Genomic DNA, 15,114 nt, shown 5'->3' with positions numbered 1-15,114 from the left:
CCATACGTCCTTTTAACCTCAATACAAATATACCATATTATAAAGTGCTTCAATATATTAAAATAGTTTACTATCCATTCCCTCCACCAGCACCGATTGCAGAAATAAAATTTCACTACCTTTACCTACTACAGTAAGGTTTAAACTTGCTCTATTGCCGTTTCTCATAAAATATTTCATATACCCTAACTGCTATATTGGTGTCTCCATAAGTGTAGTTGCTTTCATCCACTAATGGTCTATTCATACTTTGCCATGCTACATCCTCCCTAATATTAGTTCATTCTTAATAGTTATTAAGATTTTTTTGTTTTCCATTTTTGCTCCCTCTTAAATAAACTTTGCTTAGACATTTAATGTAAGTTGACATACCGACATGCGTTCTTTATACCTATCTTAAAATATTACTTAGAACTCTGAGGTTTTTAGCTATTTTAATATGCAATTAGTAACAATAACATTCTTTGATTTTAATTTCCCAGTAAAAACCCCTTGCGCAGTAACCGTATCCCCTTTTTTAAAGTTAACTATTTTAACAATTTCCGACCTTTCTTTTAGAACTATTCGAACATTTGGCACTGCTTTTTCTGACGAAAGTATAATATAGCTTTGTGAAAATTCCGTCGCTCCATACTCAAATGTCCCAACTATTTCAACAGTTTTGTTTTCATAATCTTTATCTGCCTTTCCCTTATTTTCTTTGTAAGCTTTTGCTAAATCAGCTACTGATATTTTAATTGGTGTAATATCCTTATCATCAGCCTTTGTACAACCGACGCCAGCTAATATTACAATTACTAAAGTAAAAACAAGTGTCTTGTATTTCATAAAGAAATTATTAACTTTACTCATTTAATAGCCCTCCTATAATTGTTTATTATTAGTCTAATTACCCTTGATTTTATCTGGTACTACAGGTTTTATTCTTGCTTTAGCCCATTGCGCATCATTATATTCTTTGTTATAACCACTATTCTCTTCATTTTTTAATTTCATATGATTAGATACTAAAGTATAAGAAGTAGTTATTGCTATTAACGCTACTAATACAAACGAAGTATAAATTGCTTTTTTAAATAAACTTTGCTTTTTCATCTTTTACTCCTTCAATCTTTTATATTTATAAAATTCAATTAAATAATTTAGTAGTCTTATTAATATTAGTCGGTAATCTCCTTAAGCCTTTTATTTATATATTCAAGTTCAAAAGAAAAACATATTCTTCTATGATTGTTATCCAAAATTCTGTAATGCTTTGATATCATATTTTGTTGAACTGTGAAACCATTTTTAGTGTCTATATTTTTCCACCATATTCTCCCACCAAGTGTTGGAATGTATTTTTTATCGTTATTTGGAAATGATAATGAATGAATAATGTCTTCAACATCTCCTCCAAAAGTTAATTCCAATATCTCGCTATCTCTAAAAATAACACATACTGCAATCGCAACTGCCCAACCTAAACTACTTCTTTCTTTTTCCGCTTGCACTAGTGTTTTTTTAGAAATTCCGAGTATTTCTGCCATTTTATCTTGTGTATATCCTTTTTCAGTTCTTATAAGCTTTACTTTCTCATCTACTTTTTTTATAAATTCAATCCTTGTCATAAATGCATCACCTTTCAATTAGTTTTTAATATTGACTGTATTTTATATGTCCAGTAAGAATATGCCCTTATAGTGTAATTATACACTATAAGGGCATATTATCAACTACCTTCTTAAATATACTAAATTAAACAATTAGGTTTAAATTTAAATCTTCTATATATAAAAGGATAGATAACAACTAAATCAAGTGAAGTCAATTCTCTATTAATTATTAAACACCTCTCGCTAATTCAATTCTTGCAGATTTTATATTTTCAAATTTACCTCTAAATACTTTTACCTCTTCAATTATTTCTCTTACCTTTTCTCAACAATCATTTATATCTACCTTAAAAAGATCCACCTAGGTCAAAACACCCAAGTGGATCTTATTAAAATGTTTTATATATATTTCTCCGTTTCTTTACTCTCTTTAAGTTCATTAACTAAATGCTTAATCTCCTGATCCTTATTTTTGTCCATTACGAGTATTACATCTCCTGCATCAACAATTATAAGGTCCTTTATACCAAAACCAATTATCAATCTATCTTTACCAAATACTGAGCAGTTTTCACTCTCTTCCATAAATGTATTACCCAAAACATTGTTACCACGTAAATTGCTTAGGAATCTTGAAAGTGCTGCAAACGTCCCTATATCATCCCATACAAAATCACATTTTATAACAAATGCCTTTCTGGTTTTCTGCATTATGCCAAAATCAACTGATATCCCATCTATATCATTATATTGTTCTTTTATTACATTACTTTCTTCATCAGTCTCTAAAGATTGATATATTGTCATTAATCTTTTATACATCTTAGGTAAATACTTTTCCATTTCACGTAAATACACATCTGCTCTCCATACGAACATACCACTATTCCAAAGAAAATTACCTTTTATGAGCAAATCTTTTGCTACTTCTGAATTAGGTTTTTCTAAAAATCGCTCTACCCTAAATGTAGGCATATCTGCATTTACCCTGTCGCCCATTTCTATATAACCGTACCCAGTCTCTGCTCTTGTGGGCTGTACCCCTATGGTTACTAGACCTCTTTTTTTATTTGCAATTTCAACTCCTTGTAATACTGTTTCTTTAAACTTCCTTTCATTTTCTATATAGTGATCTGAGGGTAGCACTATCATGGTTGCTTCCTTGTCTAGTTTTAATAGTTTTGCGGCAGATAGACCAATACACGTAGCGGTCTCTTTATTACTTGGTTCTACAAATATATTTTCTTTTTTAATCTCTGGAAGTTCCTCACAAATTTTATCAAAGTACTCTTCATTAGTAACTACATAGATATTTTCATTTCTAACCAAACATTTTATTCTATCCACAGTGCTTCTTAAAAAGCTCTTATTATCAATAATATTTAAAAACTGCTTTGGGTTTTGGGCACGAGATAGAGGGTAAAGTCTTGTTCCTTTTCCACCTGCTAAGATTAGTACGTATAACAAAATACCACCCCAAATTATTACTCATTTTATTTTATGAATTATATGTCTATGTTGTGAGAACAATTTTTATGTCAAAAAAATAAAAGCATGTAAAATAAAAAGTATATTTTCATTTTACACGCTTTTAAAGCTTTTACTTATTTTTCATCCAAAGCACTATGTTCTTCCTCCTGAATGTTGTATTCACCATCCAAAACAGTTTTTTCTTCACCAAAAGGCGAAATAAATTCAATGTTGTCGTTTAGCATTTTGTCTCCGATTTTTTTTAACAATTCGAAGTCATCATACCTTTCAAGACCATATTCTTTTAAAATAGATGTTTTATCCTTTTTACCATGACCTGGTATATACTTAGAAAATGTTCTAAATAATTCTTCTCTAAAATACTTTGCATCTACTTTAGGGAAATACGGCAATGGACAAAATCCATACTCTTTAGCATTTTCCAGACCATTAATGTCATATTTAAAATAATACTTTCCAGTTTTTTTACTTAAGTCCCCTACTTTAAATGATTGACCTTCTTTGTTTTTCCACATCATATATATTATGCTATCCACTTTGCAAGCCATTCCTCTCACCCTCTTATTAAAAAAATTATAGTATTATTATATTGTTATGATGATAACTATATAACAAATATTAGTATAAAAATCAAAGCAATGCTAAGTTTCTTATCTACTTTAATTTTTTAATTTTTTAATTTTTCGATCAACTTCTCCATAACTAATGTAGGATTTCTATAAAATTCACTAGCACGTATTTTATAAAACTCCCATCCAACTCTCTCGAGGCACATCTGCATTTCATACTGTTTTTGCCAGTCATAATCTTCGTCGCCAGTCATTCCAATACATTTCACCGCTATTTTTTTATAAAAATCATCGCTAGAAGGTATAGACAAGTCTGTTTCTACAACAAAATCTATAATATATTTTCCTACTTTAACCTTTGGCGTAATCTTATACCCATTTTCTTTTATATGTCTTCCTATATTTTCTTCAAAATCATTTAATAATAAATGTTTTTCAGATTTATTTTCTTTCTTTGGTTCATTCTCATCTATACAATATTTTAATAAAGCATATCTAACACACTTATCATTAAGATCCTCTAAATCTACTGAGTGAAATAACCACATTTGATTTCTAGCACGGCTAGCCGCTACATTAAACCTTCTTATATCAGAGTCTTTAGTTAGAGCTGCAAATTTGGCATTGTTTGCAATAACCATAGATAAGAACATTACATCTCTCTCATCACCTTGGAATGAATATGCATCTCCACATATAAGCCTTCGCTTCAAGATTTCCTCCATACCGAGTTTATCCACTAACATACTTAGTATTAATTCAGCTTGGACGTCTCCTAGAAGAGATATTACTCCCATGCTCATGTCTTTATACCTTTCATTGCTACAGCACTCTAATATCTGTGCTACTATGCTCTCTGCCTCTAATACATTTAAAGCCTTGGTTTTGTCCTTATATCCGCCTATCACTTTAGACGTTACTATAAATGGTCCGACTTTTTCTTTTTCTTCTATTCGCCTTAAAGGTATTATTTCATTGGAGTAGCACAATTCATTACTAAATCCAATTATCTCTGGTACGCATCTAAAATGTTCCTTTAATAATAACCTGCTCGGAAATACTCTTAGGGCAGTATTATACAAACTTGTCTTTAAATCAAACCACTCTGCATGTGGAATATCCTCTAAATAAGTACTTATAAGTGTTTCAACAATTGCATGATCTTTTCCAATTGCTTCAGGACTTATTTGCTTTTCATCCCCTACAATAATCGCCTTTTTAGCTCTCATTAAAACAGTTATAGCCGATATGTCACTTTGACTGCTCTCATCTACGATTACCACGTCAAACAAATTATCTGTTAGCTTCAAATTCTCCATAACTCTATTTATTGGCATTATCCATACAGGAATTACATCCTTACAATTATCCATTTCCTTTTGTGCAATTTTTCTATACTTTACTGCCTGAGTACCCGTACCTTTCCCTATCCTTTTTATAGCTTCCATCCATGTAAATAGACTTCGTTTCTGTGCCTCTGTAGTCCTTTCTATTTGATTAAACCAACTTCTTTTAGAAACAAGCTCTCTTATAATTTGCTTTTCTTTACTTTTTTCCCGGGCAATATCTTTCTCTAGGGCTTCTATATCAACCTCTTCTAATTTTTGTAAATAGTCATTCCATTTTCTCCATGTCCATGCCTTTTCAAAACTTAAACTCTCTAAATCTTCTATGGTTTTATCTTCATCATTTATAATATTTTCAAGTAATAGGGGGCAACACATTTTCAATTTATAACATAATTTTTTTAACTCTAACGCATTATGGGCTATCTGCATTAGTTCTCTGATCTCTATATAAATAGCTTGTACACCCTTTAAACTTCTTATATTTATAGCATCTTGTAATCTTCCTAAGCAACCATCCTTATTAAAGGTTGTCCTTATTTGTTCCATTTTTAGGTTTAATTTATTATATCTATTTATGTGCTTTAAACTCTCAAATCCATTTTTGAGATGAATATACGTTTCTTTATCATACCAATACGAATCACTTGGCAGATTTTTTCCATTCAAGTTTTTATCAGGTAAAAAATTAATTATGTTATTTTTAAAGGTTTTGTCCCAATTAATAATTTCGTAAATCTTCTTAATATCATCTACTATTTCACTTACATAATTTAAATTTGTATCATCGATAAGTTTTCCACCATATTCTTTTACTGTGTTATTCCAAATATTTTTAAGTTCTCTCTCTACTAGCTGCAGTTTTATATATAAATCAACCACAATTATTTGCTCGCTTGTATTTATACACTCATAATCTACCTTGCAGCCCTCGAATATATATTTAAGATTCCCATGAAGTATTTTAAAGAGACCTCCTAGTTTACCTTTTTCGTTAATTGTTTTTGCTATAATACCAAAATCATTTTTAAATGTGTTTATATCAATGCCTGATGGTAACTCCAATTTATGATTATTTAATTCTTGTTTTAATTTACTTATCTCTTTTATATATTCATTGCCTTTATGTGCTAATTGTTGCCACAAACCTTGCTGCTCACTATTAGAGTAATAACATTTCATAACATTGCCTAACCAGCTATTATCAAAACCTTCAAATTTTTCTATTGCATCATCTACCAGTTTAAGTAATCTTCTATTTCCATAATCTATAGAACTTGCACTACTTAAGTCCTTAATATCATCTTCATAAATATGTTTTTGCTGCCCTAGTTTAATTAGTTCCTCGATATCATCACATAACTCTTCTTCCCTTGGAAGTATCGCTATGTATTTATCTATGTTATCTATTTCATCTATTTGCTGTTTTGTAATCACAGATGACAATGCAACCAACCTTTTAAATTCTTCAGAAGTTAATAGATTTTCTTTATTAAAATCAAGCTTATCGACTATCCACGAATGATTAACTTCATTATCTTTAACCCATTTAGCCATATACATTAGTGTATACTTTTGACCCTCGTATTCTATCTTTTCATTCTCTCTGTCATCAATACATTTTAGCTCTTTATATAACCTTTTCTGTGTATCAACACAATTATTGTGTTTATATTTTAAAAGTTTTATTTCCTTACGCAATTCTTTAGTGTCCATAGATAAACTTTCTGTTATTTTTCTAACTGACTCATCCAATTCTTCCAGAGACTTAGTATCATTTCCTAGTATGCTAATGCATAACGCTCTAACCTCTTCTGGTATTTTATTAGACAAAACCCTTAGTGCCCTATCTGTTTGACTTGTCACTAATACCCTTTTGCCATGAGCCAAAAGATGACATATTAAATTAGCAATAGAATGGCTTTTACCAGTACCTGGTGGCCCCTGTATAACTACGCCAAAGTTTTCAGAAAGTTTTTTAGTTATTTCCATTTGCTCTTCATTTGCAGGTAGTGGGAACAATACGTCTTCCCCTACTTCCTTCCATTCATTAAAAGTTTGATCGTCTTGCTTTATTTCTTCTTCCGAGACAAGAGCCTCTACAGTTTTAGGAATATGGAATCCTGCTCTTACTTGTGATAACACGTCATTTAATTCCATATTCCAAAGTCTTGTGTCAACTTTTCGAAGTATTATGCAAGGTGCATTATAAAATTGTATATTAGTTTTAGTTAATATATCAGAATCACTGCTTAGCTCATCAATATATACGTCCTTCGTATAAGAATTTAAAAGCATGGCTAACTCTTCAAATATTTTTGAAGCCATTTTAATATTTCTTACGTCCATTGCCATATCTTTTGCTTTGTTTCTAATTTTCAGTAAACTATCTAGGTTTACCTCCAAATACTCATTTAAAAATTCAAGTTCCACATTTGTTTGATTATTATATGGTTTTAAAGTGAATCTATTTTTCTTTGAATCGAATTTTATCTCCATTTTAGTAGTAAAGATAGGATGAATTATTTCTTTATCCTCTTTTTCCCAACTTAGCAATCCATTTGACCAAATTATCTCTAGGTCTTCACTGTTTTTTTCTAATTGTAAATATGTTTTTTGAAACTGATTATATAATTTTTCTGCCCTCTCATCTATGCTTAACCAATAATCTTTATTATCATCAATATTAAAAGTACATCCACTAATATCTTGGAGTTCTTTTTCCCAATATACTTTTTCATATTCATTTATATTTCTTATAGTTTTTTGATTCATATTTTTAATGCTGAGTAGATATGAGAATATTTTTTCTACTTTATCATTAATATTCAAAGCTTATACCTCCAATTTATTAAAAATGTAAAAAGTCTTACTAAAACTTAAGTAGTTTTAATAAGACTTATATTTATTTACAAGAATCTCTCTCCACTATTCTATAAGGTAATATAAAATGTTTTTCCTCAACTACTAAATTGTTTATAGATTTTATAAGCATTCTCATACCAACAGAACCCATATCATACATTGGTTGAGATACCGTGGTAAGCTTTGGATAAAATGTTGAAGCTGAATAAATATCATCAAAACCCATGACATCTATCTGTTCTGGGACATTAATAGATTTATCTCTTAATGCATTTACTACTCCCATAGCTATTTCATCACTAGCACAGAATACAGCATCCACCTGGACACCTGTATCTAATATAACATTAATTCCTGTATACCCGTCTCTAGCCTTAACTCCACCATGATAAACTAAATCTTTATTAAGAGTTATTCCCATATCCGAAAGTCCTTTTGTATAGCCTGTATATCTTTGAGATAATGCATTGACTTTTTCTATAGAAGTCCCTACATATGCAACATTTTTGTTACCTTTGTTTATTAAGTATTTTACTGCATCCGCTGCTGCCATTACATTATCAATAGCAACACTAGGGAATATACCCTGGGCATCAGTAGTCTCTACAAGAACCACTGGCATTTCTAATTCTTTTATTAAATTTATAACATTATTTTCTATGGAATTACTCATATATATAACTCCATCTATCATTTTCTCTTTAAGTATTCTTAAAGATTCCATTTCTTTTTCTACGTCTAAATCTGCATTACAAAGCATAATATTATAATTATAAATATTAGCTACATCCTCGCAACCCCTAACTATTTCAGGGTAAAACTGATTGGATATATCCGGTATAATTATCCCTATTGTACTAGATTTTTGTGTTTTCAAGCTTCTTGCAACTATGTTCGGCCTATATGATAATTTTTTTATAGCGTCTTTTACCTTTTTCTTGGTGTCTTCATTTACAACATCTATGTCATTTAATACTCTTGATACTGTTGCAATAGAAACTCCAGCCTCTCTTGCAACATCTTTTATTGAAGCAGCCATATTCGTCAACTCCTACTATTTTCTTATCTTACCATTATACTTATAAAAACCTTTCATTTCAAGCTATAATACTAACTTACACTAAAGTATGTCCCAATACAGTAATCTTAACCTATACTTTTTATTATTGCCAGTTAATATATTCCTTAATCGTAACCTTATCTTATTTATTTCCTAATTTTATAGATTATATCCAAATCTTATCGCTATTAAAAAGAAAGTATGTGACGAATATCACATACTTTCTAAAATTACTTTTTAAATTATATTATAACTTAACTAAATCTAATTGTAAGTCCTCACCATTTATCTTTACCGTCTTGTATTCTCTATCTTTATTATATACAATTTCCACAGATAAAGTATCTTTTTTAATTTGATCTTCAAATTTAGCTATTACATTTTGAAGCATTTCATTTCCAGATACGTAAGTTGTAATCTTATCAGCAACTTCAAAACCACTTTCTTTTCTCATATTTTGAATTTTACTTAAGATTTCACGTACGTTTCCTTCTTCTTTAAGCTCATCAGTTATGTGAGTTATTAATACTACTCCCATTTCGCCTTCGCCAGCAAAAGCGTACCCTTCAAGTCCTTGCATTGTAACAAGTAATTTTTTACTATCTAATTCTATTTCAGTTCCATTTACATTGATAGTAACTACATTACCCTTATTTATAGTTTGAGCAAGTTCCATTTGGTTCATAGCGCCAATAGCTTTTTTTATACCAGGTATTAATCTGCCATATGGTTTTCCAAGTACTGGCAAATTAGGTTTAATTTCAAATTTAACATATTTAGAAATATCAGCTCCTAGCTCTACTTCTTTAATATTAAGTTCTTCTTTAACTATCTGTCCATAATATTCCGGAAGAGATTTAGAACTAACAAGCATCTTAGAAAGCGGCTGTCTATTTTTTATATTGGCAGCATTTCGTGCACTTCTTCCTAATTTAACAGTTCTATAAGCCACATCCATTTCTTCTTCTAATGCCATATCTACTTGATCTTCTCTATATTCAGGCCAAGCACATAAATGGATACTCTCTGGCGCCTTTTTGTCAAAAGCAACTACTAAATTCTGATATAGTTCTTCTGTTACAAACGGTATAAATGGTGCAGATATTTTTGCAAAAGTTGTGATAACTCTATATAGCGTCATATAAGCGCCTATCTTATCCTCTGTAAGTGACTCTACCCAGTATCTTGATCTATTACGTCTTACATACCAGTTAGAAAGTTCCTCAATAAAGTCTTCTAGTTCAAGTGCTCCTTGAGTTATTCTATAATTAGTTAGATGCTCATCTATATCTTTTACTAATGAATTTAATTTTGACATCATCCATTTGTCCATAATATTAACAGGTTTAAAGCTTTCATATTTAGTTGGGTCAAAATTATCAATATCAGCATATAAAACGTAGAATGAGTATACATTCCAAAGTGTTCCTATGAACTTTCTTTGTGCATCTATAACTGCACCCTCATAAAATCTTGATGGTAACCATGGTGCACTAGCTGTATAAAAATACCATCTAAGAGCATCTGCTCCTTGATTTTCGAGAATCGTAAATGGACTTAACACATTACCCTTATGTTTAGACATTTTAAGTCCATTTTTATCTAATACATGACCAAGTACTATACAGTTTTCAAATGGGTTTGTATCAAATACAGTAGTAGATATTGCAAGTAATGTATAGAACCATCCTCTTGTTTGATCCACTGCCTCTGAAATAAATTGAGCTGGGAAATTAGCCTCAAATACTTCTTTGTTTTCAAATGGATAGTGATGTTGCGCAAATGGCATTGATCCTGAATCAAACCAACAATCTATAACTTCTTCTACCCTAGTCATAGTTTTTCCGCATTTAGGACACTTTAAGTGTACATTATCTATATATGGTTTATGAAGTTCTATTCCATCCGGTACATCTATTCCTTTTTCATTAAGTTCTGCTATACTTCCTATAAGTTCTCTATGTCCACATTCGCATTCCCATATTGGAAGTGGAGTTCCCCAATACCTTGTTCTACTTATACTCCAATCTATAACGCCTTCAAGGAATTTACCCATTCTGCCTGTTCGCACATTGTCTGGCATCCAATTGACCTTATTGTTATTTTCTATAAGTTTGTCTCTCATAGAAGACATTCTTACAAACCAGCTTTCTCTTGGATAATATAAAAGTGGTGTATCACATCTCCAGCAATGTGGATATGAATGTTCAAATTTCTCTGCTTTGTATAAAACATTATTTTCTTTTAAGTATTCTAGTATCTTAGCATCTGCATCTTTAACAAAAATACCTTTCCACGGAGTAACGCAGTCAACAAACTTACCTTCTACGTCAACTAAGTTAATAAGTGGCAAGTCATATTTCTTACCAAGCAAGTTATCATCTTCACCATATGCTGGGGCAATATGAACTATCCCTGTACCATCAGAAAGAGTTACAAAATCTCCATGAACTACATAGAAAGCTTTTTCTTTTGGAGTATAAAAATCAAACATTTGCTCATATTCAAGTCCCAGTAGAGCTTCTCCTTTAAATTCACGTACTACTTCATACTCACCCTCGAGTTTACTTAATAAATCTCTTGAGAGTATTAAAGTTTCACCTTCTTGGACAGCTTCAACATAATCATATTTTTTATTAACTGCAAGTGCTACATTACTTGGAAGTGTCCAAGGAGTCGTAGTCCATACAAGTATGTATTTATCTTCATTTTTTACTTTAAATTTTACATATGCTGACATTTCTTTTACATCTTTATATCCTTGAGCTACTTCATGAGAAGATAAAGAAGTTCCACATCTTGGGCAATAAGGCATTACCTTATGACCTTTGTATAATAGATCTTTATCCCACATTTGTTTTAATGCCCACCAAACTGATTCAATATAATCATTATGATAAGTTACATAAGGGTTATCCATATCAACCCAGTATCCTACTCTCTCAGACATTTCTCTCCACATATTAACGTAACTAAAAACACTAGCCTTACATTCTTCAACGAATTTTTCTACTCCGTATGCTTCTATGCCTGGCTTGCCATTGATTCCAAGTTTCTTTTCTATTTCAAGTTCTACTGGTAATCCATGAGTATCCCATCCAGCTTTTCTTGGAACATTATATCCCTTCATTACCTTATATCTTGGTATTAAATCCTTCATAACTCTAGTTAAAACGTGACCTATATGTGGTTTACCATTTGCCGTTGGTGGACCATCATAGAAAGTAAAGGTCTTTCCCTCTTTATTTAAGTCAAAATTCTTTTGAATGATATCTTTTTCTTTCCAAAACTTAAGTACATCATTTTCTATGTCCATAAAGTTTTTAGAAGGATCAATTTTTTTATACATAATAAGACTCCTTTTTCAATTTTATTTGATAATAACCAATTAGACATGTAGAACTTCTTATCTTAATTGTTTTTACCTTTATTAGATATTAATTGAAACTACATTTTTAAATATAAAAACTCCGCCCTATTTAATAGGGCGAAGTTAAATTCGCTAAACCACCTATAATATAAATATAAAATCAAGTACAATTATACTTTATTCTTTAACGCAGAAATACGGATAAGCTTACTAAACTTTCGGCTCTCAGCTCATAGGTGATTTTCTTTAAACCTTCACTATGGGTTTTCACCTTTCCCCACTCTCTTTAAGTTACTTGCTTAAATACTTTTCCTAATCAAAGCTTTTAATTAGTCATAATTAATATAACTTCTTATCATTATATTATAATGAATTTTTGTTGTCAATTTGTTTTTGAATTTTCTTACAATTAATATGGATCAAAAACTATTTATTTAAAGCTTTTGATCCATATTAAAAAATAAAGCCTCTCTATACTGTTAAGTATTATTATACAATGCTTGCAATAACTGCTATGATTATTCATTTAGCACATTTTCCTAGATATATGTGATATAATATTAGTTAAAAATGAACATTATTATAATACAAAAATATAAATGCTTTTAAAATTTGTTTATTTAATGAATTTGCGTTTTCATCAACTTGCAAAATACTATCATTATTTCGTAATTAATTAAAATTCTTGATGTTTTGTATTGACACAAATTCATTTTTGTAATAAAATCATTTTATTTACTACTATAATTTAGTTATGTATTAATATGAATTTTACATACCTATATGTATTCAAATTATCACAAACAATTTAAACATTTTTATTAAAAATTCTATTTATTAAAATGTCAATTAAATATATATTTAAAGGAGGACTATTATTTTGAAAAAATTAATTTATGTAATCCCTAAAGAAAAACATTCTGAAAAAGACATTAAAGACATCCTACTTGCACACTCTGAGGTGAAATTCGTCTCCCTTGTTGGTATTGACTTATCAGGTAATGACACTGATGAGAGAATTCCAATGAAAATATTTTTAGATGATATCAGTGGTTTCTCAAATGGTGTTGTTCAAACTGATGGTTCATCTGTAGTATTGCCAGGTATTGCAACTCTAAACAATGCTAAATTAGATATGCTTGCAGATGCTGACTGTAATTGGTACATTGATTATAATTATGAAAACATTGACGCTGAAACACAACTACCAATAGGTACCTTGAAAATTCCATGTACATTATTACATGATAAAATTCCAGTAGATTCAAGATCAATCCTAAAGAGATCTGTTGAAACTTTCAAAACAACTCTTCTTGATTTACTTAAAGAAAATCCATCTGCTTTAAGTTCTTTTGATTTTGAATATAAAGATATTGATAATTTAATGCTCACATCTGCTACTGAGTTAGAATTTTGGGTAAAAACTCCTAATGATAAGGCAGATATAGAAGAACTTTCTACATCTCAAGTACTAAAAGAACAATATTGGAGTAAAACTAAAGGAAATGTTAGAACAGCTCTTGAACAAACCCTTCTATTAATGCAAGAATATGGGTTCGAACCTGAGATGGGACATAAAGAAGTTGGTGGAGTAAAAGCTCAAATAGGTGAAGCTGGTTCTCTTACACATATTATGGAACAACTTGAAATAGATTGGAAATACTCTGATGCTCTTCAATGTGCAGATAATGAGTTATTTATTAGAAATTTAGTAAAAGAAACCTTTAGACTTAACGGTTTAGATGTTAACTTTTTAGCAAAACCTGTTCATGATGTAGCCGGAAGTGGTGAACATACTCATATTGGAATCGCTGTAAAATTAAAGAGTGGAAAGAGAATTAATTTATTCAATTCAGATAACAACCATTTCCTAAGTACCTTAGGGTATGCTTCAGTAATGGGTGTCCTTAAAAATTATGAAGTAATAAACCCATTCGTTTCTTCAACAAATGATTCTTTAAGAAGATTAAAAGTTGGTTTTGAGGCTCCTATATGTATAGTAACATCACTTGGTCACAGTGTTGATGTTCCATCTAGAAATAGATCTATATTACTCGCATTAATAAGAGATCTTGATAATCCACTTGCTACAAGATTTGAACTTAGAGCTCCATGCCCACATACTAATACTTACCTCGCTTTATCTACTTTATACATGGGAATGCTTGATGGTATAGTATACGCAATCAAAAATAATAAATCAGAAGATGATCTTTTGAAAGAATTATCTAAAGCACCAGGAGACGACGCAGATTATTTAGAGAAAGATAGAGCTTACAGAAGTGAAGAAGATGTATTTGAATACTATACTGAAGAGCAGCGTGCAGATTACTTTGGTAGAGCACCTAAAACTGTTTATGAAAATGTTAGTTCCCTAGACGAATTCCCAACTAAACTTGAAATTCTTAAAACTGGCGATGTATTTACTACTAGCATAATAAATAGTTTTAGAATGGCAATAACATCTAGATGGGTTACTGAAATAAACAATAGATTGTTAAACAATTATGCAGAAGAAATTAGAAAGTGTAAAATGATTCACACTGCTGAAAAAGCTTTAGATTTAGATTTAGCAAATTGGCAAAAAGTTAATGATCTAAGACATTCTCTTATGAAAGATACTTATTCTAAAACTAGCCTATTTACTGAGATAAACGAAGCTTCAAGAGTTGAAAATTACAAAGAACTTTCTAGATTACAAATACAATTAGATGCACAAATTGAAGAACTTAGATTCTGTTATTCTAACTATAAAAAGAATTTATTAGATATTTAAAGTTTATACAACATGAGTCATAAAAAAACAACCTCAATAGTA

The 15,114-nt window shown here is 30.3% G+C and carries 10 protein-coding genes and 1 other annotated feature; of the genes, 1 reads left to right on the top strand and 9 read right to left on the bottom strand.

The window, feature by feature from the left end; all coding sequences use genetic code 11:
* Positions 1-57: 57 nt before the first annotated feature.
* From KPL54_RS26000 to ileS, 9 genes are all read right to left on the bottom strand, one after another.
* Complete coding sequence (locus tag KPL54_RS26000) at positions 58-180, bottom strand: DUF6054 family protein (protein ID WP_253203376.1); 123 nt, start codon at positions 178-180, stop codon at positions 58-60.
* Positions 181-429: 249 nt separating this feature from the next.
* Positions 430-852: an OB-fold putative lipoprotein gene (locus KPL54_RS07040; RefSeq protein ID WP_216105900.1), complete on the bottom strand. Its 423-nt coding sequence runs from the start codon at positions 850-852 to the stop codon at positions 430-432.
* Positions 853-885: 33 nt separating this feature from the next.
* Positions 886-1,095 carry a hypothetical protein gene (locus KPL54_RS07035; RefSeq protein WP_216105899.1) on the bottom strand — a complete coding sequence of 70 codons (210 nt, stop codon included), beginning with the start codon at positions 1,093-1,095 and terminating at the stop codon, positions 886-888.
* Between the two features lie 65 nt (positions 1,096-1,160).
* Positions 1,161-1,610 (bottom strand): helix-turn-helix transcriptional regulator, encoded by a 450-nt coding sequence (locus KPL54_RS07030; protein ID WP_216105898.1) that lies wholly within the window; start codon positions 1,608-1,610, stop codon positions 1,161-1,163.
* A 384-nt stretch (positions 1,611-1,994) separates the two neighbouring features.
* Positions 1,995-3,062, bottom strand: coding sequence for a mannose-1-phosphate guanylyltransferase (locus tag KPL54_RS07025; protein ID WP_216105897.1), 1,068 nt, complete (start codon positions 3,060-3,062; stop codon positions 1,995-1,997).
* A gap of 137 nt (positions 3,063-3,199) precedes the next feature.
* Entirely contained in the window at positions 3,200-3,634 is a 435-nt protein-coding gene (locus KPL54_RS07020) for a HipA N-terminal domain-containing protein (RefSeq protein WP_216105896.1), read from the bottom strand.
* Between the two features lie 119 nt (positions 3,635-3,753).
* A complete protein-coding gene (locus KPL54_RS07015; protein WP_216105895.1) occupies positions 3,754-7,833 on the bottom strand; it encodes an AAA domain-containing protein in 4,080 nt (1,359 codons plus the stop codon).
* Between the two features lie 73 nt (positions 7,834-7,906).
* Complete coding sequence (locus KPL54_RS07010; protein WP_216105894.1) at positions 7,907-8,905, bottom strand: LacI family DNA-binding transcriptional regulator; 999 nt, start codon at positions 8,903-8,905, stop codon at positions 7,907-7,909.
* A gap of 268 nt (positions 8,906-9,173) precedes the next feature.
* Positions 9,174-12,275 (bottom strand): isoleucine--tRNA ligase, encoded by a 3,102-nt coding sequence (ileS, locus tag KPL54_RS07005; protein WP_216105893.1) that lies wholly within the window; start codon positions 12,273-12,275, stop codon positions 9,174-9,176.
* A 131-nt stretch (positions 12,276-12,406) separates the two neighbouring features.
* Positions 12,407-12,625, bottom strand: a binding site (T-box leader).
* Positions 12,626-13,173: 548 nt separating this feature from the next.
* On the opposite strand from ileS, the gene KPL54_RS07000 reads away from it, so the two are divergent.
* Positions 13,174-15,072 (top strand): glutamine synthetase, encoded by a 1,899-nt coding sequence (locus tag KPL54_RS07000; protein ID WP_216106030.1) that lies wholly within the window; start codon positions 13,174-13,176, stop codon positions 15,070-15,072.
* The last annotated feature ends 42 nt before the right edge of the window (positions 15,073-15,114 follow it).

The organism is Clostridium estertheticum, from assembly GCF_018861295.1.
Classification (GTDB): domain Bacteria; phylum Bacillota; class Clostridia; order Clostridiales; family Clostridiaceae; genus Clostridium_AD; species Clostridium_AD estertheticum_D.
Note: the sequence above shows the minus strand (reverse complement) of the source record. Positions and strands in the feature narration are given on the sequence as shown.